This window comes from Streptomyces sp. NPDC093089 (assembly GCF_044754405.1).
Lineage (GTDB): Bacteria > Actinomycetota > Actinomycetes > Streptomycetales > Streptomycetaceae > Streptomyces.
In genome coordinates this window covers 133,913-156,477 of sequence record NZ_JBIVPA010000019.1, presented here as the reverse complement: position 1 = coordinate 156,477, position 22,565 = coordinate 133,913, and the positions used below count along the sequence as shown (strand labels likewise).

The following is a 22,565-nucleotide window of genomic DNA, read 5'->3' as shown; positions in this document are numbered from 1 at the left end:
GTGGTGCCATCCCACCTCCCCTGCTGGTTGGAAGCGTCATCACTTCCAACCAGCACAACGAGCAACCCGGTGAACCTATGCGGTCACAGCACTAGGCTCCGGACCGGGCCTAGGAGGGCTTGTTGCCGATCGGGCCGGGCTCGTGGGGCGTCTCGCCGATCGGGCCGGGCCCGTCGACGGGACCCTTCCGAGGGAGCCCGCCGAGCGGGCCCTAGCGCCGCTTCCGGCCGAACAGCAGCTTCGGCAGGGCCGCCGGCACCGGGCGGCGGGTGATCGCCTCGGACGGCAGCGGGACGGCGGCCAGGGAGCCGTCGGGCAGGTCCGTCGTCGAGGACTGCGGGTCGAGCCGCAGCACCCGGCACTCGCGCGCCCAGCGGGCGGGCATCGCCTCGCCGTCGGGGGCGTTGAGCCGCTTGCCCTTGAGCTCGGCGACGGCCGCCTCCCACGCCTCGCCGCCGGGGGCGAGTTCGCGCACGGTGGCGGTCCAGGCGACGAGCCGGCCGCCCTTGTCCTTGCTGCGCACGGTCACCTCGGCCGTACCGCCGTCGGCCAGGCCGGGCAGCGGCTGCTCGCCGGGCCCGTCACCCACGACGTGCGCGGCGCCGTCGTGCCAGACGTGCCAGAGCGCGCGGGCGGGCCCGGTGCCCCGGACCCAGACGAGGCCGGACTTCTTGGTGGCCTCCTCGACGAGGGCGCCGGTGAGCAGCATGTCGGTCATGGCCGAAGCCTATCTAGAGCCAGCCGTTGCGCTTGAGGGTGCGGTGGATGGTGAAGCAGATGGCGATGATGCCGGTGAGCACCATCGGGTAGCCGTACTTCCAGTGCAGTTCGGGCATGTGGTCGAAGTTCATGCCGTACACGCCGCAGACGGCGGTGGGGACGGCGACGATCGCGGCCCACGAGGTGATCTTGCGCATGTCCTCGTTCTGCGCGACGGTCGCCTGCGCCAGGTTGGCCTGGAGGATCGAGTTGAGGAGCTCGTCGAAGCCGACGACCTGCTCCTGGACGCGGGCGAGGTGGTCGGCGACGTCGCGGAAGTACTTCTGGATGTCGGGGTCGACCAGCCGCATGGGCCGCTCGCTGAGCAGCTGCATGGGGCGCAGGAGCGGGGTGACGGCCCGCTTGAACTCCAGGACCTCGCGCTTGAGCTGGTAGATCCGGCCGGTGTCCGTGCCGCGGGTGGAGCCCTTCGCGGCGGGGGAGAAGACGTCGATCTCCAGCTGGTCGATGTCCAGTTCGACGGCGTCGGCGACCGCGATGTAGCCGTCGACGACGTGGTCGGCGATGGCGTGCAGCACGGCCGAGGGGCCCTTGCCGAGGAGCTCGGGCTCGCCCTGGAGGCGGTGGCGGAGGTTGCGCAGGGAGCCCTGGCCGCCGTGCCGGACGGTGATGACGAAGTCGGGGCCGGTGAAGCACATGACCTCGCCGGTCTCGACGACCTCGCTGGTCGCGGTGAGTTCGGCGTGCTCGACGTAGTGGATGGTCTTGAAGACGGTGAAGAGGGTGTCGTCGTACCGCTCCAGCTTGGGCCGCTGGTGGGCGTGGACGGCGTCCTCGACGGCGAGCGGGTGCAGCCCGAACTCGGCCGCGATTCCGGCGAATTCGGCCTCGGTCGGCTCGTGGAGGCCGATCCAGGCGAAGCCGCCGCTCTCCCGTACCTGGCGCATCGCGCCGCGCGGCGTGAGGCACTCGCGGTCGTCGATCCGGCGCCCGTCGCGGTAGACGGCGCAGTCGACCACGGCGCTGGAGGCCGAGTGGTCGCGGGTGGGGTCGTACGAGGTGTACGTGGTGGGGGTCTTGCGCAGGGTGTGCCGCAGGCTCGGGCGGACGGCTGCGGTGAGGTCACGGATCATCGACATGGGCGTGCTCCTTCACGGATCGGCCGTCGGCGCGGAGCGTGGCACAGCCCGGAATGGGGACGGAGAGATACGTCGTCCACAAAGCGGGCGGCACCGGAGAGACGCGTCGGCGGCGGTCGCTACAGACAGGGAAAGGCGAAGTGCTCTTCCGTCGTGCGAGATGCCGGAGGGGCGGGTCCGTGCCGGACCCGGACGTCACCGGAGGGAGCGCACCTGGCGGGGGTGCGGAGCGGCGGAAGAGCTGCTGGTACTGCCCGATCGACTTCGGTCCATCGCAGTCCCACCTCCTCCGGCCGGTCCCCTGTCGGGGATGACGTGTGACGAGCAGTCGGGAATCCCGACCAGTGGCCAACACTATCAGCCGACAGAGGGTCAATCCCTTCCTTTGCCCGTTCCATACGCGATCTATGCTCCCTCCATGGCAGAAGTTCTTGCACTGGTCGAGGCCCGGCTGCGGACGGCGCTCGGAGAACCGGACGCGCGGGCCGCGGTGACGTTTCTCGGGACGGACCGGATCGAGGTGCTCCGGTTCATCGACGGCGATCTCGTGCGGTACGCGACCCTCGGCATGTCCGCGCAGCCGATGGCCGACCCGACCGCCGCGCTCGCCGACCCGGTGAAGGGTCCGCGCGCGGAACTCGTCCTCACCGTGCGGGCCGGGCTCGCCGACACCGACAAGGTGCTGCGCCCGCTCGCCGTGCTCGCCTCCACCCCGCAGGTCGAGGGCGTCGTCGTGGCCCCCGGCGCCTCGCTCGACGTCGGCGAACCGCTCTGGCCCGGCGCCGCCTTCAGCTCCGTCCTGGTCGCCGGGTCCGGCGGCCTCGTGGAGGACCTGGAGCTCGACGACCCGATGGACCCGGTCCGCTTCCTGCCGCTGCTCCCGATGACCCCGAACGAGGCCGCCTGGAAGCGGGTCCACGGGGCGCAGGCCCTGGAGGAGCGCTGGCTGGCCAAGGGGACGGACCTGCGCGATCCCCTGCGCGGCTCCGTGAACCTGGACTGAGGCGCGCGGGTCAGCGGGTCACCGGCCCCACCCGGGTGGGTCACCGCCCCTCCCGGGTGGGTCACCGCCCCTCCCGCCCCGCCCGAACCGGCCGTCGCCGGGGTGTGCGTCCACCGAGGGTGAACGGCCCGGGCCGGACGGGTGATCGTCCGTTGACGTCCTTGACGCGGGGCGGAAGAGCTAGGACCGTTGAGCCCTATGAGGGGCGAACCCAGTTGTCCGAAGTGCGGTGGCCGGGTCAGGGCGCCCGGTCTCTTCGCCGACTCCTGGCAGTGTGACGTACACGGCTCGGTGTACCCGCTCCAGCCCGTGATCCCGCCCAGCGTCGAGGCGCTCGGTGTCGTGGTGAACCGGTCCCACGTCCCGGTGTGGATGCCGTGGCCCCTTCCCGTCGGCTGGCTCTTCACCGGGGTCGCGTACGCCGGGGACGACCGCAGCGGCGGTCGCGCGACCGCCGTCGCGTGCTCGGGCCCCGGACCCCTCGGCGGGATCGGCGAGCTGGTCCTCGTCGCCGAGGAGCTCGGCGTCGGCCTCGGTGCCCGGTACGCCGGCATCGACGGCCCGGACCCCGGCCCCGGCATGTCCATCGACAAGCCGCCCCAGACGAAGGTGCTGGCCGCCGGCCGCCCCACCCCGCTCTGGCACGTCAACGGCGCTCCCCATGACCGCGCGGTCTTCGCGGGGGAGGCGTGCGGCATGTGGCTGTGGGCCATCGTCTGGCCCGAGCAGTCCGGCCTCCTCATGTACGACGAGCTCGTCCTGACGGACCTGCGCGACGCCGGCGCCGAAGTCGAACTCCTGCCGTGCGGCGCCCTCACCCCGAGGCTCCTCGGCTAGCCGCCGGCCGGGTCCGCCCTGACCGCGGCCGGGTCCGCGGCTCGGCCCATGGCCGGGTCCCCACCCCGGTCTCCGCTCCGGGAGCGTCTGACGTTCCGTACGGGCGTGTTCGATTCGCCCGTTATGCTGGAGCGTCCCTCGTCCGTGCCGAGCCCCGGAGTACCGCGTCGTGCGCATCGATCTGCACACCCACTCCACGGCGTCCGACGGTACGGACTCGCCGGCGGAGCTCGTACGGAACGCGGCCGCGGCCGGGCTCGACGTCGTCGCGCTGACGGACCACGACACCACCCGCGGCCATGCCGAGGCGATCGAGGCGCTGCCCGAGGGGCTGACGCTGGTCACCGGGGCCGAGCTGTCCTGCCGTGTCGACGGGATCAGCCTGCACATGCTGGCGTACCTCTTCGACCCGACGGAGCCCGCGCTCCTCGCCGAGCGCGAGCTCGTCCGGGACGACCGGGTGCCGAGGGCCCGCGCCATGGTCGGCAAGCTCCAGGAGCTCGGCGTCCCCGTCACCTGGGAGCAGGTCGCCCGGATCGCCGGCGACGGCTCCGTGGGCCGCCCGCACGTCGCCGAGGCGCTCGTCGAGCTGGGCGTCGTACCGGACGTGTCGGGTGCGTTCACGCCCGAGTGGCTCGCCGACGGCGGCCGGGCGTACGTCGGGAAGCACGAGCTCGACCCGGTCGAGGCGATCCGCCTGGTCAAGGCGGCCGGCGGGGTCACCGTCTTCGCGCACCCGCTCGCCGTCAAGCGCGGCCAGGTGCTGCCCGAGGCCTCGATGGCCCGGCTCGCCGAGGCCGGACTCGACGGCATCGAGGTCGACCACATGGACCACGACGAGGCGACGCGCGCGCGGCTGCGCGGGCTCGCGAAGGAGCTCGGGCTGCTGACCACGGGCTCCAGCGACTACCACGGCAGCCGCAAGACCTGCCGCCTCGGCGAGTACACCACCGACCCCGACATCTACGGCGAGATCACCCGCCGTGCGGCGGGCGCCTTCCCGGTCCCCGGCGCGGGCGGATCCCGCTAAGAGGGCCGTACGCCCTCGGGGCCGTTCTCGGCCCCCTTCCGCCGCTCCCTCGTGACGGCGGCCGGCCGTCGCGCCCGCCGCCTCCCGGGCGGGTGCGCGCGCCCCGACTCCGTTTCGCGCCGCCGTACGGCTCTGTGCCGTGCTCCGGTGGCGCTTCTCCTGCCCTGCTTCCGGAATCCCAGATTCCGCCAGGTGGGGACACCCCACTGTTCGACCTCTCCCGCAAGGCACCCCACCGTGTTCGACGTCGCCGTCTTCGGCTCGCTGTTCCTGACCCTCTTCGTGATCATGGATCCCCCCGGGATCACCCCGATCTTCCTCGCCCTCACCTCGGGCCGCCCGGCCAAGGTGCAGCGCCGGATGGCCTGGCAGGCCGTCGCGGTGGCCTTCGGCGTCATCACCGTCTTCGGTCTGCTCGGGCAGCAGATCCTGGACTACCTGCACGTCTCCGTCCCCGCGCTGATGATCGCGGGCGGTCTCCTGCTGCTGCTCATCGCGCTCGACCTGCTCACCGGCAAGACCGACGAGCCGAAGCAGACCAAGGACGTGAACGTCGCCCTGGTGCCGCTCGGCATGCCGCTGCTCGCCGGTCCCGGCGCGATCGTCTCGGTCATCCTGGCCGTGCAGCACGCCGACAGCGTCGCCTCGCAGGTCTCCGTGTGGACCGCCATCGCCGCCATGCACGTCGTGCTGTGGCTGACCATGCGCTACTCGCTGGTGATCATCCGGGTCATCAAGGACGGCGGCGTCGTCCTGGTGACGCGGCTCGCGGGCATGATGCTCTCCGCCATCGCCGTGCAGCAGATCATCAACGGCGTCACCCAGGTGATCCAGAACGCCTGACCGGCGGCCCGGGGCGGGTGCCCCGGACGCCACTGCGCCCCCGTACGGATTCCGCTCTTGCGAAGTCCGTGCGGGGGCGCGGTGCGTGGTGTGGACCGGGCCTGTTACGAGGCCGAGGTCTCGGCGGGGCGGATCCAGATGCGCTGGCCGATCGCGGCGGCCTGCTGCACGATCCGGTTGACGGAGGCGGCGTCCACGACGGTCCGGTCGACGGGCGTGCCGTCGGTGTCGTCGAGTCGCAGGATTTCGAAGCGCATGGGCTTCTCCCTTCGTCTGAGTTGATCCTCCTGATGGAGAACTGTCGTACACAGGGGTGCAACGAGGTGCACCCTGCAAACATTCCTTACGCTAAAGAAAATTTTCGGATGACTAACTACTGGCGGGTAAGAGGGTGTGGCGGCCGCGCCCCGACCGGCGGACAATGAGCCCCGTATGAACGACGCAGAGACCACTCAGGTGACCGATACGACCGCCCGCCTGCGCGAACTCGACGCGCGCCTGGAGCGCACCAACGAGCTGCTTCAGCGGATGCTGGCCGAGGTGGCCAAGACCCCTTCCACCCACGCCATCTTCGTCGACGCGGGTTACGTCCATGCTGCGGCCGGGTTGCTTGTGGCGGGCACCGAGGACCGCCGCTCCTTCGACCTCGACGCGGAAGGCCTCATCGAGGCCTTCATCGACAAGGCCCGCACGATCTTCGCGGACAGCAGACTGCTCCGCGTCTACTGGTACGACGGGGCCAGGCGCCGCATCCACACCCCTGAGCAGCAGGCCATCGCCGAGCTGCCCGACGTCAAGGTCCGCCTCGGCAACCTCAACGCCAACAATCAGCAGAAGGGCGTCGACTCCCTCATCCGCACCGACCTGGAGTCCCTCGCCCGCCACCGCGCCATCAGCGACGCCGCCCTCGTCGGCGGCGACGAGGACCTCGTCTCGGCCGTCGAGGCCGCCCAGGGGTACGGCGCCCGCGTCCACCTCTGGGGCATCGAGGCCGCCGAGGGGCGCAACCAGGCCGAGGCGCTCCTCTGGGAGGTCGACAGCCAGCGCACCTTCGAGCTGGACTTCTGCCGCCCGTACGTCACCCGCCGCCCGGTCACCACGTACGAGAACGAGGGCGAGCCGCCGCCCTCCCGCGAGGAGGTCCGGTTCGTCGGCGCCCAGATCGCCGCGACCTGGCTCGGCGAGCGGGGTCGGGACCGGCTCGCCGAACTCCTGCCCGGCGCGCCCTACCTGCCGGGACCGGTCGACCAGGACCTGCTCGTCGAGGCGGAGCGCCTGCTCAGCCGCTCCCTGCGCGGACACGCCTCGCTCCGGCGCGCCCTGCGGGACGGCTTCTGGCAGCACCTCAAGGCGCAGTACTGACCTCGGCGGCGGGGGCGTCTCCGGCGGGCGCGTCCGACCGCTCCCAGAAGGCGGCGAGGCGGTCGGTCAGCTCCTGCGGGTGCGACACGTTGGGGGAGTGGCCGGCGCCCTCCACCACCGTGTGGTGCGCCCCCGTGCGGGCCGCCGTCGCCGACAGGCCCGCTGGGGGCCAGACCGGCTCGTCCGCCCCGTACGCGATGTGCAGCGGCATCCGGAGCCGGGTCAGCTCCTCGGTGCCGTCCTGACCGTTCACCAGCAGCCTTCCGGCTCCGGCGAGTTGGGCGATCCGGGTCCGCATCCAGCGCCGCCGCAGGAACTCCGTCAGCTCCGGTGCGTCCGTCGCGCCCGGCTCCTCGCCCCGGCTCTCCAGCCGGCACATCGCCTGCCACACGCGCTCCTTCGGGAGCAGCGCCAGGGCCCCGCGCAGCACCCGCACCCGGATCCGCTGCGGCCGGGCGACCGGACCCGGACCCGAGGAGAGCAGGGTCAGGGAGCGGAAGGCGTCCGGGGCCAGCGCCGCCGCGGCCCGCGCCACCAGGCCGCCGAACGAGTGGCCGACCAGATGGACGGGCCCGTCCCCGAGGGCCGCCGCCTGCGCCACCGCGTCCAGCGCGAGCGCCCTGCGGCGGTACGCCCTCCTGCCCCGCGGGCCCGGCGTCTCGTGCTGCCCCCGCCCGTCGACGGCCACGGCCCGGTACCCCGCCTCGCCCAGCGGCCCGAGCAGCGCCAGGAAGTCCTCCTTGCTGCCCGTGAACCCCGGCAGCAGCAACACCGTCCCCCGCCGCCCGCCCACCGGCGCCGCATCCAGCACGGCGAAGTCACCGCGCGCGGTGACCAGCCTCCGGGCGCGAGTACGAGGCGGCAGTACGAGGGAACGGGGCTTGCTCATATCTGGACTGTAGCGGCGCACGACGAAGGCGGCCGCGCGGGTCGGACGGGGGCGAGGACGGGACGAGGGCGGGGCGTGACGCGGCCCTGCGGCCTGGGCCGCGCGAGCTTGCACGGGGCGCGGGCTGTGCCGTGACACGGCCGTGCGGCCCGGTCCCTGGGGAGGGACCGGGCCGCACGGGTGTGACGGGTGGAGCGGCGGGGGTCAGCTCTCGGGCTGGGCCGCCGCCTTCTTCGTGGTGCGACGGCGCGGAGCCTTGGGGGCCTCGTCCGTCGCGGGGGCCTCGGCCTCGGCGGCCGCGGCCTTCTTCGTCGTACGGCGACGCGTCGGCGTCTTCGGCTCGGAGGCGTCGGGCGCCTCGGCGACGACCGTCTTCTTCGCCGCGCGGCGACGGGGAGCCTTGGGGGCCTCCTCGGCGACCGGCGCCTCGACCACGGCCTCCGCGACGGCCGCCTTCTTGGTCGTACGGCGGCGCGGGGCCGCCTTCGGCGTCTCCTCGACGACCGCGACCGGTTCGGCGACGGCCTCGGCCGCGGGGGTCTCGGTCGTGGCCGGGGAGCCGGCGGCCTTGCGGGCGGTGCGGCGGGCGCGCGGGGCCTTGGGGGCCTCCTCGACGACCACGACCGTTTCGGCGACGGGCTCGGTGGCGACGGCCTCGACCGCGGGGGCCTCGGTGGTCGCCGGGGAGCCGGCGGCCTTGCGGGCGGTGCGGCGGGCGCGCGGGGCCTTGGGGGCCTCCTCGACGACCACGACCGGTTCGGTGGCGACGGCCTCGACCGCGGGGGTCTCGGCCGTGGCCGGGGAGCCGGCGGGGCGGCGGGCCGTGCGGCGACCGCGCGGGGCCTTGGGGGCCTCGGCGACCGGCTCGGCGACCGGCTCGGTGGCGACGGCCTCGACCGCGGGGGTCTCGGCCGTGGCCGGGGAGCCGGCGGGGCGGCGGGCCGTGCGGCGACCGCGCGGGGCCTTGGGGGCCTCGGCGACCGGCTCGGCGACCGGATCGGCGGCGGGAGCCTCGACCACGGGGGCCTCGGCGACCGGGGCCTCGACGACCGCGACCGGGGCGTTGGTGGCCGGGCGGACCGCGCGGCGGCGGCGCGGGGCCGGGACCTCGGCCGTGACCGCGGGAGCCTCGGCCACGGGGGCCTCGACGACCGGGGCGGCGGCCTGCTGGACGACCTGCTCGGCGACCGGGGATCCGGTGGCCTTGCGGGTCGCCCGGCGGCGCGGGGCACGCTTCGGCTCCTCGACCGCGGGGGTCTCGGCGACCGGCGCCTCGACGACGGCCGGAGCGGCGGCGCGCAGGGCGGCCGCGGCGGTCTCGACGGTCTGGAACGAACCGGTGTCCTCGACCGGCCGTACCACGCGGGGACGACGGCGGCGCGGGGCCGGAGCCGGCTCCGGGGCAGCCGGAGCCTGGGCGACGGGCGCGGCCGTCACGGGCGTCTGGCGGGGCGTGCGGCTACGACGACGGGGAGCCTTCGGCTCCTCCGCCGGGGCCGCGGCGGCCAGGGCCTGAGCGGTCTCCGCCACGGGAGCGGCCTTCGTCACCGGAGTGGCCTGGGCGACCGGAGCGGCCTTGGCCACCGGAGCGGCCTTGGCCACCGGGGCGGCCTGGGCGACCGGAGCCGCCTGGGCGACCGGGGCGGCCTGGGTCACCGGCGCGGCGCCCGGGGCGCCGACGCGGGTGCGACGGCGGCGGCGCGGGGTGCGGGGGCCGGACTCGGTCCGGGCCTCGTCCGTGGTGCCGCCCGCCTCGACGGCCGGGGCCGCCGACGCCGGGGCGGTCGAGACCGGGGCGTCGTCCGAGGCGCCGCCACGGGTGCGCCGGCGCTGACGCGGGGTCCGCGTGCGCTCCGGACGCTCCTCGGTCCGCTCGGCCGGCTTCGGGCCGCGACCGCGGCGTCCGCCGGGCTCGCCGAGGTCCTCGAGCTCCTCCGCGCCCAGACCCGCGCGGGTCCGCTCGGCGCGGGGCAGGACGCCCTTGGTGCCCGCCGGGATGTCGAGCTCCTCGAAGAGGTGCGGGGAGCTGGAGTACGTCTCGACCGGCTCGTGGAAGTCGAGGCCGAGCGCCTTGTTGATGAGCTGCCAGCGCGGGATGTCGTCCCAGTCGACCAGCGTCACCGCGGTGCCCTTGGCGCCCGCGCGGCCGGTGCGGCCGACGCGGTGGAGGAACGTCTTCTCGTCCTCCGGCGACTGGTAGTTGATGACGTGGGTGACGCCCTCGACGTCGATGCCGCGGGCGGCGACGTCGGTGCAGACGAGCACGTCGACCTTGCCGTTGCGGAAGGCGCGCAGCGCCTGCTCGCGGGCGCCCTGGCCGAGGTCGCCGTGGACGGCGCCGGAGGCGAAGCCGCGCCGCTCCAGCTGCTCGGCGATGTCGGCCGCCGTGCGCTTGGTGCGGCAGAAGATCATCGCGAGCCCGCGGCCGTTGGCCTGCAGGATGCGGGAGACCATCTCCGGCTTGTCCATCGAGTGCGCGCGGTACACGTGCTGCTTGATGTTGGCGACGGTCACGCCCTCGCCGTCGGGCGAGGTGGCGCGGATGTGCGTCGGCTGCGACATGTAGCGGCGGGCGAGGCCGATGACCGCGCCCGGCATGGTGGCCGAGAACAGCATCGTCTGGCGCTTCGCCGGAAGCATGTTCATGATCTTCTCGACGTCGGGCAGGAAGCCCAGGTCGAGCATCTCGTCGGCCTCGTCGAGGACGAGGACCTTCACGTGCGACAGGTCGAGCTTGCGCTGGCCGGCCAGGTCGAGCAGGCGGCCGGGGGTGCCGACGACGACGTCGACGCCCTTCTTCAGCGCCTCGACCTGGGGCTCGTACGCCCGGCCGCCGTAGATGGCGAGCACGCGGACGTTGCGGACCTTGCCCGCGGTGAGGAGGTCGTTGGTGACCTGCTGGCACAGCTCGCGGGTCGGGACGACGACGAGGGCCTGCGGGGCGTCGGTCAGCTGCTCGGGCTTCGCCCGGCCGACCTCGACGTCCACGGGGACGGTCACGCGCTCCAGGATCGGGAGACCGAAGCCGAGGGTCTTGCCCGTGCCGGTCTTGGCCTGGCCGATGACGTCGGTGCCGGTGAGGGCGACCGGGAGGGTCATCTCCTGGATGGGGAACGGGTTGACGATGCCGACGGCCTCAAGGGCCTCGGCCGTCTCAGGGAGGATTCCGAGCTCTCGGAAAGTCGTAGTCAGGGTGCTGCCTCTTCTGTGAGACGCGGCGCGAGGCGAACGAAGGGGGTCGTACCGTGCCGGGATCCTTCCGGCCGGATCGTGGAGATCACTGCCGGGTGGCACGGGACCACTGCCGTCGCTCGAGCGTCGTACCGCTGAGGGTGACCCTTCCGCGGGTCCGCCGGAAGGGCTGTCGGGCCGGAGCCGATCGGGCCACCGACCGGGCATCCTCATTCATGAGTCGGCCCACCGGGTACGTCCGAACGTGCGAAAGCATGTCCGCATACTCAGCAGGCGCTTTATCACTGTACCCCGGATTCGCGCATGTGTGTTGGGAGAAAACGTGATGAGGGCACGGTCACACTGACTGACCAGGGCCTTCCCGGGGACCGCGAGCGGGCTATTGTGCGCTCCATGGAGACGCCTGACAACGCCACACCCACCGGGATCGCCGCCGAGGACTGGGCCACGGCATCCGCCGAGCCGCAGTACCGCGCCGCCGTCATCGACCTCCTCGGCGCCCTCGCCTACGGAGAACTGGCGGCCTTCGAGCGGCTCGCCGAGGACGCCAAGCTGGCGCCCACCCTCGCGGACAAGGCGGAGCTGGCGAAGATGGCCTCGGCCGAGTTCCACCACTTCGAGCAGCTCCGTGACCGCCTCGCGGCCGTCGACGCCGAGCCGACCACGGCCATGGAGCCCTTCGCCAGGGCGCTCGACGACTTCCACCGGCTGACCGCTCCGTCGGACTGGTTGGAGGGCCTGGTCAAGGCGTACGTCGGCGACTCCATCGCGAGCGACTTCTACCGGGAGGTCGCGGCCCGCCTCGACGCCGACACGCGCGCGCTCGTCCTCTCCGTGCTCGACGACACCGGCCACGGCAACTTCGCCGTGGAGAAGGTGCGCGCCGCCATCGACGCCGACCCGCGCGTCGGCGGCCGGCTCGCACTGTGGGCGCGCCGGCTGATGGGCGAGGCGCTCTCGCAGGCGCAGCGCGTGGTCGCCGAGCGCGACGCGCTCTCGACGATGCTGGTCGGCGGCGTGGCGGACGGCTTCGACCTCGCCGAGGTCGGCCGGATGTTCTCCCGGATCACCGAGGCGCACACCAAGCGGATGGCCGCGCTCGGCCTGGCCGCGTAGGACGGCTCCTCAGCCGGTACGACCGACGGGTCGGGCGGCGCTCCTCACGCCGCCGCTGATCGGCGCAGCCTTCGGGCGGCCGGGCGGACGAGCAGCGACAGCAGGACCGCCGCCACCGCCACCGCGCCGATCAGCGTGGCGAGGAAGTGGCCGGGGCCCAGGGCCCCGTGGGTGACGAGCGCGCCGAACACGCCGCCGAGCGTGCCGGTGGCGAGGACCCTCCCCCTGGCGGGGAGGCGGTCGGCGAGCCGCTGCGCGGCCACCCAGGCCAGGGCGAAACCGAGCAGGGCGGAACCGAGGGCTTCCAGGAACACGGGGGATCACCTCGCGGGGTGCTGCGGGGCGGGTGGTGCGGTCGCAGACCTCCTACCCCCGAGGCTCGGAAAGCAATCCTCCCGTACCCCCTGACGTGGCCATACGGTCATCCGGGGGCCCGGCGGCCGAGCCGTGCGGCCGGGCGGCGGGGCACGGCACGCGAAAGGCCCGGTGGACCGAGACGGTCCACCGGGCCTTCGTCGGACCCGGGCTCAGAGCGCGCCGAAACCCACGCGGCGGACGGCGGGCTCGCCGAGCTCCACGTACGCGATCTTCTCGGCGGGAACGAGGACCTTGCGACCCTTCTCGTCCGAGAGACTGAGCAGCTGCGACGTGCCGGACAGTGCGTCGGCCACCGCGCGCTCCACCTCCTCGGCGGACTGCCCGCTCTCCAGAACGATCTCCCGGGGTGCGTGCTGCACGCCGATCTTGACCTCCACGGCTATGTCCCTCCGAACGGTCAGCGTTGCGCGATTGTTTGCGCCGTACGCTGCACACATTAGCCCGGTGAGGGGACGCGCACGGTGCAGCCGCGGCACGCCAGGAGCGAACAGCGCTCGGGAATGCTCAGTGGCCCTCGGCGCTCAGCAGGCCGTCCACCGGGTGGAGCGGGAAGCCGGCGATGCCGCGCCAGGCGAGCGAGGTGAGCAGACCGACGGCCTTGTCGCGGGGGATCTTGGACTCGCTGGACAGCCAGTAGCGGGCGACGACCTGCGAGACGCCGCCGAGGCCCACGGCGAGCAGCATCGACTCGTCCTTGGACAGGCCGGTGTCCTCGGCGATGACGTCGGAGATCGCCTCGGCGCACTGCAGGCTGACCCGGTCCACGCGCTCGCGCACGGCGGGCTCGTTGGTCAGGTCGGACTCGAAGACCAGTCGGAAGGCGCCGCCCTCGTCCTCGACGTAGGCGAAGTACGCGTCCATCGTCGCCGCCACACGGAGCTTGTTGTCCGTGGTGGAGGCGAGGGCGGTGCGCACCGCGAGGAGGAGGGACTCGCAGTGCTGGTCGAGCAGGGCGAGGTACAGCTCCAGCTTCCCGGGGAAGTGCTGGTAGAGCACCGGCTTGCTGACGCCGGCCCGCTCGGCGATGTCGTCCATCGCGGCCGAGTGGTACCCCTGGGCGACGAAGACCTCCTGGGCCGCGCCGAGCAGCTGGTTCCGTCGGGCACGTCGCGGCAGGCGCGTGCCCCGAGGGCGTGCTGCCTCTGTCTGCTCGATGGCGCTCACGCGGCCTCCCAAGAATCGATCCATGCGCGCTGTCGCGCCGCGCCGCCATCGTACTTTTGGGTAACCCGGCTGTGCGCGGTGCGAACGCAGAATTTCACGGACCGGACGTCCGGGTCGACAGTCGATTCAAGATTAAACCGAACAAATCAGCGGTAGTCGTCTTCGTCCAGGGTGACCACGCGCGCCTGTTCGGACGCGTCGGCCTCGTTCGCCGACTCGTGCTCGATATGAGTGGGGTGTTCGTCCTCGCGTTGCTGCAGTTCGGTGTGCTGCTCGGCGGCGTCGGCCTCCGGGATTTCCTGCTCCAGCAAGACGACCTCTTCCTCGGCGAATGTGTCCGGCTCGGACGGATCGACAGTCATGCGGTTCCTTCCGGCACGCGGGTCGCGGTCCTCTCCGATGGCCCTCCCTTCGAGCGTAGGAGCACACGCGCCCCGCCGCACACGCACCTGTGACGGCACCCACACGCGGAGCCGCGTGATCGTCTCGTAATATTGCGGCCATGTCGTCGACCGAGCTCCCGGAAAAACGGACCGCCGCCGCACCACCCGCGTCGAGGCCGCGCGCCGTGCGGGTCGCCGACGGCGAGGAGCTCCGCTCCGTCGAGCTGCCCGGACTCACCCTCACCGTGCGCTCCCGGCCCGGCACCGCCCCCGGCCTGCCGCCCGCGCTGTACGTGCACGGCCTGGGCGGTTCCTCGCAGAACTGGTCCAGCCTGATGCCGCTGCTCGCGGACCGGGTGGACGGCGAGGCCGTCGACCTGCCGGGCTTCGGCGACTCCCCGCCGCCCGACGACGGCAACTACTCGGTCACCGGACACGCCCGCGCGGTCATCCGGCTCCTCGACGCCGGCGGACGCGGCCCCGTCCACCTCTTCGGCAACTCGCTGGGCGGCGCCGTCGCCACCCGCGTCGCCGCCGCCCGGCCCGACCTGGTCCGCACCCTGACGCTCGTCTCCCCGGCGCTCCCCGAGCTGCGCGCCCAGCGCACCGCCTGGCCCACCGTGATGCTCGCGGTGCCGGGTGTCGCCGCGCTCTTCGCGAAGCTCTCCCGGGACTGGACGCCCGAGCAGCGCGTCCGCGGCGTCCTCTCCCTCTGTTACGGGGATCCCCGCCGGGTCTCCGACGAGGGCTTTCTGCACGCCGTCGAGGAGATGGAGCGGCGGCTGGAGCTCCCCTACTTCTGGGACGCCATGGCCCGCTCGTCGCGCGGCATCGTCGACGCCTACACGCTCGGCGGCCAGCACGGGCTGTGGCGGCAGGCCGAACGCGTCCTCGCCCCGACGCTCCTCGTCTACGGCGGGCGCGACCGGCTGGTCTCGTACCGGATGGCCCGCAGGGCCGCGGCCGCCTTCCGCGGCTCGCGCCTGCTGACCCTTCCCGACGCCGGGCACGTGGCGATGATGGAGTACCCCGAGGCGGTCGCCCAGGCCGCGCGGGACCTGATCGCCGACCACGGCGGGAGCTGATCCGGGACCGTGGGACGACACAGTCGCAAGGGCGGCTCCGCACCCGCCGCCCCTCCGGCGGCCGAGCAGGCACAGGCGCAGTACCCGGCCCCCGCTCCGGGGACGGGACGCCGCCGCAGGGCCCCGGGCGGCGGCCAGGAAGCCGCCGGCACTCCGGCCCACGGGACCCCGGCGTACGGCACCCCGGCCCACGGGACGCCCACGTACGGCTACGGCGCGTACTCCGGCGGTAGCCGGGGGCCCGGCGCGTACGGGGCCGGTGCGGGCGGAAGCGTCCCGTACGGGGCCGGTGCGGGCGGTACCGGCGGTGCCGGTGTCACCCACGGGACCGGCAGCTACGCCGGCGCGGCCTTCGACACCCCGGCGCACGGGACGCCCGGCACCCCGGCGCACGGCATCCCCGCCTACCGGACCCCCGTGCGGGGGGGCCATCCGCAGCACGACGAGGCCCCCGCTCCGATGCCGACGCCCGCGCCCGGCCCGTACGGCGGCCGCCGCGGCACCCATCGGGCCACCGCGCCCGCGCCCGAACGGGCCGGTGCCGAGGCGCCGTTCGTCCCCGGACCGCGCCGTGCGGGTGCCGTCGAGGACCCGGAGCCGGAGGGTCCGACGGGTCGGGGCGGTCTCGGCCGCACCCTCACCGGGGTCGCGGCCGCGGGCGTCGCCACCGTCCTCGCCGTCGTCGTCGCCGGTCAGGTCGCCGACCGGGACACGGCCCCGCCGGTCACCCACGCCGCCGAGCGGCCGAGCGACCGGCCCACGGACGACACCTCCGCCTCGCGCTCCGACGACCGGGTCGTCCCGAAGACCCCGGCTCCCGCCGTCGCCCCGCTGACGTACGAGCAGTTGATGGCCCACCGGTTCCCGATCGATCCGAAGCTGAAGGGCCCCGGCACCTTCGACGCGGTGCCCGGCTTCGAGAAGGCGCCCGGCAAGGGGCGTTTGATCCGCTACCGGATCGACGTGGAGAAGGGGATCGGCCTCGACGCCAAGCTCTTCGCCGACGCCGTGCAGAAGACCCTGAACGACAAGCGCAGCTGGGCCGGCAACGGCGAGATGAAGTTCGAGCGGATTTCCAGTGGAGAGCCGGAGTTCGTCATCACGCTCGCCAGTCCCGGCACCACCGGGGCCTGGTGCAGGAAGTCCGGTCTGGACACCACGGTCGACAACGTGTCCTGTGACTCCGCCTCCACCGAACGCGTGATGATCAACGCATTCCGCTGGGCGCAGGGATCGGACACCTTCGGACCGAAGGCCATGCACGCCTATCGCCAGATGCTCATCAACCACGAGGTGGGCCACCGACTCGGGCACAGCCATGTGAGCTGCCGTACGGCCGGTGCGCTCGCGCCCGTGATGCAGCAGCAGACGAAGTCCCTGAAGGTCGACGGGATTCCGTGCCGCCCCAACCCCTGGGTGCATCCCGGAAGTTGACGTTCCGTCCGATCCCGGAGTGATCGCATTCCGAGACCCGTGTCTCACTCCGGCCGGGATCCGCGTTGACATCGCTCGCGCGTTCGTCCATATTTCTCGGCATGTCGCACCGTCACGTCGTATCCGATCGCGCCGCCATCGAGCTGGCGCTCATCGGCGTGACCGCACACACCGTGTCCGACGTTCTCTGTAGCTGACGCCCGCCCGAGCGTTCGTCGGTTCCTTTTCCTTTTCGGTAATGCCGACGACTTTCCGCGCCCGGGTTCTCCCACCCCGCAGGCGCGGCTTCTCGCTTTTGTCGACGTGATGTCCCGGACGACTCCCCTCGCCGTCGCCTGCGTGGAATTCCCCTTTTCCTTCACGTAGTTCTCCGAGAGGTTTCTCCGATGCGTCGACCGTCCGTCGTTTCCCGCCGCGTGGCAGCGGCCGCCGTCAGTGTCGTCCTGGCCTCGGGCGCCGTCGCCTGCGGTCCCGAGGACGCGGGCGCCGAGGGAGGCACCTCCGGCAAGGCCGACGGCGCCCCGCAGAAGGGCGGCACGCTGACCGTCCTCAACAGCGAGGCCCAGAGCGACTTCGACCCGGCCCGCCTCTACACCTCCGGCGGCGGCAACGTCCCCTCGCTCGTCTTCCGCACGCTCACCACCCGCAACCGCGAGGCGGGCGCCGCCGGCACCCAGGTCGTCCCCGACCTCGCCACCGACACCGGCCGCCCCAACAAGGACGCCACGGAGTGGACGTACACGCTGAAGGAGGGCCTGAAGTTCGAGGACGGCACGCCCATCACCAGCGCCGACGTCAAGTACGGCATCGAGCGGTCCTTCGCGGCCGAGCTCTCCGGCGGCGCCCCCTACCTGCGGGACTGGCTGATCGGCGGCGACACGTACCAGGGACCGTACAAGGACCCCGAGGGCCTCGCGTCGATCGTCACCCCCGACGCCAGGACCATCGTCTTCAAGCTGAAGAAGGCCGAGGGCGAGTTCCCCTTCGTCGCCACCCAGACCCAGTTCGCGCCCGTCCCCAAGGCCAAGGACACCGGCGCGAAGTACGAGGAGCACCCCGTCTCCTCCGGCCCGTACAAGGTCGTCGCGAACAAGAACGACGGCGAGCACCTCGTCCTGGAGCGCAACGAGCACTGGGACCCGAAGACCGACGAGGAGCGCAAGGCCTACCCCGACCGGGTCGACGTCAGGTCCGGGCTCGACGAGGCCGTCATCAACCAGAGGCTCGCCACCTCCTCCGGCGCCGACTCCGCCGCCGTCACCACCGACACCAACCTCGGCCCGGCCGAACTCGCCCAGACCGGCTCCGACGAGGCGCTCGCCGCCCGCGTCGGCACCGGCCACTTCGGCTTCACCAACTACCTCGCCTTCAACCCCGAGGTGAAGCCCTTCGACAACCCGAAGGTCCGCCAGGCCATCTCGTACGCGGTCAACCGCACCAGCATCGTCAACGCCGCCGGCGGCTCCGCCCTCGCCGAGCCCGCCACCACCTTCCTGCCCGAGCAGAAGGCCTTCGGCTTCACGCCGTACGACCACTTCCCGGCCGGGAAGACCGGCGACCCGGCGAAGGCCAGGCAGCTCCTCAAGGAGGCCGGCTACCCGAACGGGCTGACCGTCACCCTGCTGCACTCCACCGCCCAGAACCGCGCCACCAGCCCCGAGATCGCCACCGCCGTCCAGGAGGCCCTCGGCAAGGCCGGCATCACCGTCGAGCTCGACGGCCAGGAGCCCAACTCCTTCAACGAGAAGCGCTGGAGCGTCAAGGACGCCCCCGGCTTCTTCCTCTCCCGCTGGGGCGCCGACTGGCCCGCCGGCGGCCCGTTCCTCGCGCCGATCTTCGACGGCCGCCAGATCGTCACCGACGGCTCCAACTACAACCACGCCCAGCTGAACGACCCGTCGGTCAACAAGGAGATCGACGAGATCAACAAGCTGACCGACCTCAAGGCCGCCGCCGCCCGCTGGGGCGCCCTCGACAGCAGGATCGGCGAGCAGGCGCTCGACGTGCCCCTCTTCCACCCGGTCTACAAGCGGCTCGTCGGCAAGGACGTCAAGAACGTCGTCATCAGCGACTGGACCGGCGTCCTCGACATCTCGCAGGTCGCGGTCAAGTGACCACGCCGACCGACACGCCGGCGCCCGTGGCGGGCACCCCCGCCACGGGCCCGGCCCGGCAGGCCTGGCGGCGGCTGCGCACCCGCCCGGCCGCGCTCGCCTCCGCCGCCGTCCTCCTCCTGCTCGTCGCGCTCGCCCTCGCCGCCCCGCTGCTCGCCGCGCTGACGGGCCAGGACCCGAACACGTACCACGACGACCTCGTCGACTCGGCCCGCGGTGGCGTCCCGTACGGCGCCTTCGGCGGGGCGAGCGCCGACCACTGGCTCGGCGTCGAACCCGGCACCGGACGCGACCTGTTCGTCCGCCTCCTGTACGGGGCCCGGATCTCGCTGCTCGTCGCCGTCGGCGCCACCGTCGTCCAGGTCCTGGTCGGACTGCTCGTCGGCCTCGCCGCCGGACTCGGCAACCGCTGGGTCGACGGCGCCCTCGGCCGGATCACCGACGTCTTCCTCGCGCTGCCGTTCCTCGTCCTCGCCATCGCGCTCACCGCCGTCGTCCCCCGCGACTTCCCGCGCCCGCTGCTGCTCGTCCTGGTCATCGGGCTGCTCGGCTGGGCCGGCACCTCCAGGATCGTGCGCGCCCAGACCCTCACCCTCAAGGGCCTCGACTTCGTCTCCGCCTCACGGCTCGCCGGCTCGGGGCGGTGGCGGACCGCCCGGCGCGAGCTGCTGCCCTCGCTCGCCGCGCCCGTCATCACCTACGCCGCGATCCTCGTCCCCACCAACATCGTGGTCGAGGCCTCGCTCTCCTTCCTCGGCGTGGGCGTCACCCCGCCCACGCCCTCCTGGGGGCAGATGCTGTCCACCGCGCAGACCTGGTTCCGGGCCGACCCGGCGTACGTGCTGCTCCCGGCCGGACTGCTCTTCACGACCGTGCTCGCCTTCACCGTGCTCGGCGACGCCGTCCGCACCGCCCTCGACCCGCGCGAGGCCGGCCGGCTCGGCGTGGGCACGCGAAAGGAGACCTCCCGATGACCCGCTACGTCCTGAAGCGGCTCGCGGGCGCCGCCCTCGTCCTCCTCGCGCTCTCCGTCCTCGTGTACGCCCTCTTCTACGTCGTGCCCGGCGACCCCGCCCGGCTCGCCTGCGGCGAACGCTGCAACCCGCAGCAGATCGCCCAGGTCCGCGAACAACTCGGCCTGAACGAAAGCGTGTTCACCCAGTTCCTCCACTTCCTCCAGGGCGTCTTCGCCGGTCGCGACTACTCCACCGGCACCGGCGTCCTGCACTGCGAGGCGCCCTGCCTCGGCCTCTCGTACCAGAACGACCAGCAGGTCACCGAACTCGTCCTGGAACGGCTCGGAGCCACCGCCTCGCTCGCCCTCGGCGCCATGGCGATCTGGCTCGTCGTCGGCATCGGCACCGGACTGCTCTCCGCACTCCGCCGCGGCGGCCTCACCGAGCGGACCCTCACCGTCCTCACCCTCGCCGGCACCGGCACCCCCGTCTTCATCCTGGGCCTGCTGCTGCTCATGGCGGTCTGCGCCTACCTCCGGTGGCTGCCCTTCCCGACCTACGTGCCGCTCGGCGAGGACCCCGAGCAGTGGGCCTGGAACATGCTGCTGCCCTGGCTCGCCCTCGGCTTCTTCGAATCCGCCAAGTACGCGCGGCTCACCCGCAGTTCCACTCTGGAGACGCTCGCCGAGGACCACATCCGCACCTTCCGCGCCTACGGGGTGGGGGAGCGGTCCGTCGTCACCCGGCACGCACTGCGCGGCGCCGTGCCGCCGGTCATCGCGCTCAGCGCCATCGACCTCGGCACCATGTTCGGCGGGGCCGTGCTGACCGAGTCGCTCTTCGGCATCCCCGGGCTCGGCAAGACCCTCATCGACGGCGTCCGCCACGTCGACCTGCCGGTCGTCGTCGGCATCGTGCTCCTCACCGGGGTCGCCGTCGTCCTCGCGAACGTCGTCGCCGACCTCCTGTACGCCCTCGCCGACCGAAGGGTCGCCCTGTCATGACGCTCCCGGACCCCGGGCCCGGCACCACGGCCCCGCTCGTGGAAGTCGACCGCCTCACCGTCGAGTTCGACGGCGCCGTACGGGCCGTCGACGACCTCTCCTTCACCCTGGAGGCCGGCCGCGCCCTGGCCCTCGTCGGCGAGTCCGGCAGCGGCAAGTCCACCGTCGCCGGCGCCCTCCTCGGCCTCCACCGGGGTACGGGCGCCCGGGTCGCCGGCACCGTGCGGGTCGGTGGGATCGACGTCGCCGCGGCCGGCCCGGACGAGCTGCGGCGGCTGCGCGGCGGCGCCGCCGCCATGGTCTTCCAGGACCCGCTGTCCGCCCTCGACCCGTACTACGCCATCGGCGACCAGATCGCCGAGGTGTACCGCGTCCACCACCCCGGACCGCGCAAGGCCGCCCGCGCCCGGGCCGTGGAGGTCCTCGACCGGGTCGGCATCCCCGACGCGGCCCGCCGCTCCCGCGCCCGCCCGCACGAGTTCAGCGGCGGCATGCGGCAGCGCGCCCTCCTCGCCATGGCCCTCGCCTGCGAGCCCCGGCTCCTCGTCGCCGACGAGCCGACCACCGCCCTGGACGTCACCGTGCAGGCCCAGATCCTCGACCTGCTGCACGAGTTGCGCCGCGAGACGGGCACCGCGCTGCTCCTGGTCACCCATGACGTGGGCGTCGCCGCCGAGGGCGTCGACGACGTCCTCGTCATGCGGGGCGGCCGCGAGGTCGAGCGGGGCCCGGTGGCCGGGGTGCTGGGCGCGCCGGCCGAGCCGTACACCCGTCGGCTGCTCGCCGCGGTGCCCCGGCTGGACGGGCCGGCGCGGACCGCCGCCGTCCCCGAACCCACCGGGCCCGGCGGGGTCGGGGACGGCGAGCCGCTCCTCGAAGCCGTCGACCTGCGGCGGGAGTTCGGCCGGGGCAAGGCCGCCGTGACCGCCGTAGACGGGGTGTCCCTCACCGTCCGCGCGGGCGAGACCCTGGGCGTCGTCGGGGAGTCCGGCAGCGGCAAGACCACCCTCGGCCGCATGCTGGTGCGGCTCCTCGACCCGACGGGCGGCCGGCTCCGGTACGGAGGCACGGAGATCGGGGCCCTGTCGGAGCGCGAGCTGCGCCCGTACCGGCGCGAACTCCAGATGGTCTTCCAGGACCCGGTCGCCTCCCTCAACCCGCGCCGCTCCGTCGGCGAGTCGATCGCCGACCCGCTGCGGGTCGCGGGGGAGCGCGACGAGACCCGGATACGGGGACGGGTGCGGGAGCTGCTCGACCGGGTGGGGCTCGACCCCGACCGGTACGGGGCCTACCCGCACGAGTTCAGCGGCGGCCAGCGCCAGCGCGTCGGCATCGCCCGCGCGCTCGCCGCGGAACCCCGGCTGATCGTCTGCGACGAACCCGTCTCCGCGCTCGACGTCACCACCCAGGCCCAGGTCACCGCCCTGCTCGCGGAGCTCCAGGCCGAACTCGGCCTCGGCCTCGTCTTCATCGCCCACGACCTCGCGGTCGTCCGGCAGGTCAGCGACCGGGTCGCCGTCATGCGCGCCGGCCGGGTCGTCGAGCAGGGCACGGTCGACGAGGTGTACGGCGCGCCCCGGGACCCGTACACCCGGCGGCTGCTCGCCGCCGTCCCCGCGCTCGACCCGGCCCTCGCGGCCGAGCGGCGGGGGAGGCGCCGCGAGCCGGTGACCGTCTGACCGGGCAGGAAAGGCCGCTGCCTGACCCTCCGTGACCGTTCCGGCGCGTACCGCGACAGAACGCGACCGGGGTGGGAAAGTTACGTGCATTCACCCCTTCCGGTGGTGGGGGGGGGGGCCGGCCGGGGGCCCCCCCCCCGGGGGGCGGGGGGGGTTTGGGGGGGGGGGGGGGGGGGGCACCCGGGGGCCGCCCCCGGGGGGGGGGGGGGGGGGGGGGGCGGGGGGGGGGGGGGCGGG

General features: G+C 73.5%; 22 protein-coding genes. 13 read left to right on the top strand and 9 right to left on the bottom strand.

Translation table 11 applies throughout. The features are described 5' to 3' along the window. Nucleotides 1-211 precede the first annotated feature (211 nt). A complete protein-coding gene (locus ACIQFX_RS34880; RefSeq protein ID WP_402471602.1) occupies nucleotides 212-718 on the bottom strand; it encodes a hypothetical protein in 507 nt (168 codons plus the stop codon). Between the two features lie 13 nt (nucleotides 719-731). After that, nucleotides 732-1,859: a magnesium and cobalt transport protein CorA gene (locus tag ACIQFX_RS34875; RefSeq protein WP_402471600.1), complete on the bottom strand. Its 1,128-nt coding sequence runs from the start codon at nucleotides 1,857-1,859 to the stop codon at nucleotides 732-734. 418 nt (nucleotides 1,860-2,277) lie between these two features. Between ACIQFX_RS34875 and ACIQFX_RS34870 the strand changes: the two genes are divergently transcribed. The 4 genes from ACIQFX_RS34870 to ACIQFX_RS34855 all read left to right on the top strand — a co-directional run bounded on the left by ACIQFX_RS34870 (nucleotide 2,278) and on the right by ACIQFX_RS34855 (nucleotide 5,572). After that, nucleotides 2,278-2,862 (top strand): suppressor of fused domain protein, encoded by a 585-nt coding sequence (locus tag ACIQFX_RS34870; protein WP_402471598.1) that lies wholly within the window; start codon nucleotides 2,278-2,280, stop codon nucleotides 2,860-2,862. A gap of 198 nt (nucleotides 2,863-3,060) precedes the next feature. Continuing rightward, complete coding sequence (locus ACIQFX_RS34865; protein WP_402471596.1) at nucleotides 3,061-3,699, top strand: DUF6758 family protein; 639 nt, start codon at nucleotides 3,061-3,063, stop codon at nucleotides 3,697-3,699. 169 nt (nucleotides 3,700-3,868) lie between these two features. Continuing rightward, nucleotides 3,869-4,729 (top strand): PHP domain-containing protein, encoded by an 861-nt coding sequence (locus tag ACIQFX_RS34860; RefSeq protein WP_402471593.1) that lies wholly within the window; start codon nucleotides 3,869-3,871, stop codon nucleotides 4,727-4,729. A gap of 237 nt (nucleotides 4,730-4,966) precedes the next feature. After that, a complete protein-coding gene (locus tag ACIQFX_RS34855; protein WP_402471590.1) occupies nucleotides 4,967-5,572 on the top strand; it encodes a MarC family protein in 606 nt (201 codons plus the stop codon). A gap of 104 nt (nucleotides 5,573-5,676) precedes the next feature. On the opposite strand, the gene ACIQFX_RS34850 is transcribed toward ACIQFX_RS34855, so the two are convergent. Next, complete coding sequence (locus ACIQFX_RS34850) at nucleotides 5,677-5,829, bottom strand: hypothetical protein (protein ID WP_365755448.1); 153 nt, start codon at nucleotides 5,827-5,829, stop codon at nucleotides 5,677-5,679. A gap of 175 nt (nucleotides 5,830-6,004) precedes the next feature. On the opposite strand from ACIQFX_RS34850, the gene ACIQFX_RS34845 reads away from it, so the two are divergent. Continuing rightward, nucleotides 6,005-6,934 carry an NYN domain-containing protein gene (locus ACIQFX_RS34845; RefSeq protein ID WP_402471586.1) on the top strand — a complete coding sequence of 310 codons (930 nt, stop codon included), beginning with the start codon at nucleotides 6,005-6,007 and terminating at the stop codon, nucleotides 6,932-6,934. On the opposite strand, the gene ACIQFX_RS34840 is transcribed toward ACIQFX_RS34845, so the two are convergent. Beyond that, the gene (locus ACIQFX_RS34840; protein ID WP_402471584.1) at nucleotides 6,918-7,823 is read right to left on the bottom strand and encodes an alpha/beta fold hydrolase; all 906 of its coding nucleotides are present in this window, start codon (nucleotides 7,821-7,823) and stop codon (nucleotides 6,918-6,920) included. The genes ACIQFX_RS34845 and ACIQFX_RS34840 overlap by 17 nt on opposite strands. 204 nt (nucleotides 7,824-8,027) lie before the next feature. Next, nucleotides 8,028-11,222: a DEAD/DEAH box helicase gene (locus tag ACIQFX_RS34835; protein ID WP_402471583.1), complete on the bottom strand. Its 3,195-nt coding sequence runs from the start codon at nucleotides 11,220-11,222 to the stop codon at nucleotides 8,028-8,030. Nucleotides 11,223-11,408: 186 nt separating this feature from the next. On the opposite strand from ACIQFX_RS34835, the gene ACIQFX_RS34830 reads away from it, so the two are divergent. Continuing rightward, the gene (locus ACIQFX_RS34830) at nucleotides 11,409-12,131 is read left to right on the top strand and encodes a ferritin-like fold-containing protein (RefSeq protein ID WP_402471580.1); all 723 of its coding nucleotides are present in this window, start codon (nucleotides 11,409-11,411) and stop codon (nucleotides 12,129-12,131) included. A gap of 44 nt (nucleotides 12,132-12,175) precedes the next feature. Here the strand turns inward: ACIQFX_RS34830 and ACIQFX_RS34825 are convergent, their stop codons facing one another. The 4 genes from ACIQFX_RS34825 to ACIQFX_RS34810 all read right to left on the bottom strand — a co-directional run bounded on the left by ACIQFX_RS34825 (nucleotide 12,176) and on the right by ACIQFX_RS34810 (nucleotide 14,035). After that, nucleotides 12,176-12,445 carry a hypothetical protein gene (locus ACIQFX_RS34825; protein WP_402471577.1) on the bottom strand — a complete coding sequence of 90 codons (270 nt, stop codon included), beginning with the start codon at nucleotides 12,443-12,445 and terminating at the stop codon, nucleotides 12,176-12,178. Nucleotides 12,446-12,658: 213 nt separating this feature from the next. Further along, entirely contained in the window at nucleotides 12,659-12,886 is a 228-nt protein-coding gene (locus ACIQFX_RS34820) for a DUF3107 domain-containing protein (RefSeq protein WP_402471575.1), read from the bottom strand. A gap of 127 nt (nucleotides 12,887-13,013) precedes the next feature. Next, entirely contained in the window at nucleotides 13,014-13,673 is a 660-nt protein-coding gene (locus tag ACIQFX_RS34815; protein ID WP_367822461.1) for a TetR/AcrR family transcriptional regulator, read from the bottom strand. 146 nt (nucleotides 13,674-13,819) lie between these two features. Beyond that, a complete protein-coding gene (locus tag ACIQFX_RS34810) occupies nucleotides 13,820-14,035 on the bottom strand; it encodes a hypothetical protein (RefSeq protein ID WP_402471572.1) in 216 nt (71 codons plus the stop codon). Between the two features lie 140 nt (nucleotides 14,036-14,175). Between ACIQFX_RS34810 and ACIQFX_RS34805 the strand changes: the two genes are divergently transcribed. The 7 genes from ACIQFX_RS34805 (at nucleotide 14,176) to ACIQFX_RS34775 (ending at nucleotide 22,328) form a co-directional block, all read left to right on the top strand. Next, nucleotides 14,176-15,141, top strand: coding sequence for an alpha/beta fold hydrolase (locus tag ACIQFX_RS34805; RefSeq protein WP_402471570.1), 966 nt, complete (start codon nucleotides 14,176-14,178; stop codon nucleotides 15,139-15,141). Nucleotides 15,142-15,150: 9 nt separating this feature from the next. Next, entirely contained in the window at nucleotides 15,151-16,575 is a 1,425-nt protein-coding gene (locus ACIQFX_RS34800) for a DUF3152 domain-containing protein (RefSeq protein WP_402471568.1), read from the top strand. A gap of 101 nt (nucleotides 16,576-16,676) precedes the next feature. After that, the gene (locus ACIQFX_RS34795; protein ID WP_402471565.1) at nucleotides 16,677-16,772 is read left to right on the top strand and encodes an Ms4533A family Cys-rich leader peptide; all 96 of its coding nucleotides are present in this window, start codon (nucleotides 16,677-16,679) and stop codon (nucleotides 16,770-16,772) included. Between the two features lie 189 nt (nucleotides 16,773-16,961). Further along, nucleotides 16,962-18,689: an ABC transporter substrate-binding protein gene (locus ACIQFX_RS34790; RefSeq protein WP_402471562.1), complete on the top strand. Its 1,728-nt coding sequence runs from the start codon at nucleotides 16,962-16,964 to the stop codon at nucleotides 18,687-18,689. Beyond that, complete coding sequence (locus ACIQFX_RS34785) at nucleotides 18,686-19,663, top strand: ABC transporter permease (RefSeq protein WP_402471560.1); 978 nt, start codon at nucleotides 18,686-18,688, stop codon at nucleotides 19,661-19,663. The genes ACIQFX_RS34790 and ACIQFX_RS34785 overlap by 4 nt, the downstream gene beginning before the upstream one ends. Then, complete coding sequence (locus ACIQFX_RS34780; protein WP_402471558.1) at nucleotides 19,660-20,649, top strand: ABC transporter permease; 990 nt, start codon at nucleotides 19,660-19,662, stop codon at nucleotides 20,647-20,649. Before ACIQFX_RS34785 ends, ACIQFX_RS34780 begins: the two co-directional genes overlap by 4 nt. After that, nucleotides 20,646-22,328, top strand: coding sequence for a dipeptide ABC transporter ATP-binding protein (locus ACIQFX_RS34775; RefSeq protein ID WP_402471556.1), 1,683 nt, complete (start codon nucleotides 20,646-20,648; stop codon nucleotides 22,326-22,328). The genes ACIQFX_RS34780 and ACIQFX_RS34775 overlap by 4 nt, the downstream gene beginning before the upstream one ends. The last annotated feature ends 237 nt before the right edge of the window (nucleotides 22,329-22,565 follow it).

What these genes read in the sequence shown, in the direction of transcription:
- ACIQFX_RS34830 (WP_402471580.1), top strand. Translation starts at nt 11,409, where the DNA reads ATGGAGACGCCTGACAACGCCACACCCACCGGGATCGCCGCCGAGGAC.
- ACIQFX_RS34790 (WP_402471562.1), top strand. Translation starts at nt 16,962, where the DNA reads ATGCGTCGACCGTCCGTCGTTTCCCGCCGCGTGGCAGCGGCCGCCGTC.
- ACIQFX_RS34795 (WP_402471565.1), top strand. Translation starts at nt 16,677, where the DNA reads ATGTCGCACCGTCACGTCGTATCCGATCGCGCCGCCATCGAGCTGGCG.
- ACIQFX_RS34840 (WP_402471584.1), bottom strand. Translation starts at nt 7,823, where the DNA reads ATGAGCAAGCCCCGTTCCCTCGTACTGCCGCCTCGTACTCGCGCCCGG.
- ACIQFX_RS34835 (WP_402471583.1), bottom strand. Translation starts at nt 11,222, where the DNA reads ATGCCCGGTCGGTGGCCCGATCGGCTCCGGCCCGACAGCCCTTCCGGC.
- ACIQFX_RS34875 (WP_402471600.1), bottom strand. Translation starts at nt 1,859, where the DNA reads ATGTCGATGATCCGTGACCTCACCGCAGCCGTCCGCCCGAGCCTGCGG.
- ACIQFX_RS34850 (WP_365755448.1), bottom strand. Translation starts at nt 5,829, where the DNA reads ATGCGCTTCGAAATCCTGCGACTCGACGACACCGACGGCACGCCCGTC.
- ACIQFX_RS34845 (WP_402471586.1), top strand. Translation starts at nt 6,005, where the DNA reads ATGAACGACGCAGAGACCACTCAGGTGACCGATACGACCGCCCGCCTG.
- ACIQFX_RS34870 (WP_402471598.1), top strand. Translation starts at nt 2,278, where the DNA reads ATGGCAGAAGTTCTTGCACTGGTCGAGGCCCGGCTGCGGACGGCGCTC.
- ACIQFX_RS34865 (WP_402471596.1), top strand. Translation starts at nt 3,061, where the DNA reads ATGAGGGGCGAACCCAGTTGTCCGAAGTGCGGTGGCCGGGTCAGGGCG.
- ACIQFX_RS34810 (WP_402471572.1), bottom strand. Translation starts at nt 14,035, where the DNA reads ATGACTGTCGATCCGTCCGAGCCGGACACATTCGCCGAGGAAGAGGTC.
- ACIQFX_RS34775 (WP_402471556.1), top strand. Translation starts at nt 20,646, where the DNA reads ATGACGCTCCCGGACCCCGGGCCCGGCACCACGGCCCCGCTCGTGGAA.
- ACIQFX_RS34880 (WP_402471602.1), bottom strand. Translation starts at nt 718, where the DNA reads ATGACCGACATGCTGCTCACCGGCGCCCTCGTCGAGGAGGCCACCAAG.
- ACIQFX_RS34780 (WP_402471558.1), top strand. Translation starts at nt 19,660, where the DNA reads ATGACCCGCTACGTCCTGAAGCGGCTCGCGGGCGCCGCCCTCGTCCTC.
- ACIQFX_RS34805 (WP_402471570.1), top strand. Translation starts at nt 14,176, where the DNA reads ATGTCGTCGACCGAGCTCCCGGAAAAACGGACCGCCGCCGCACCACCC.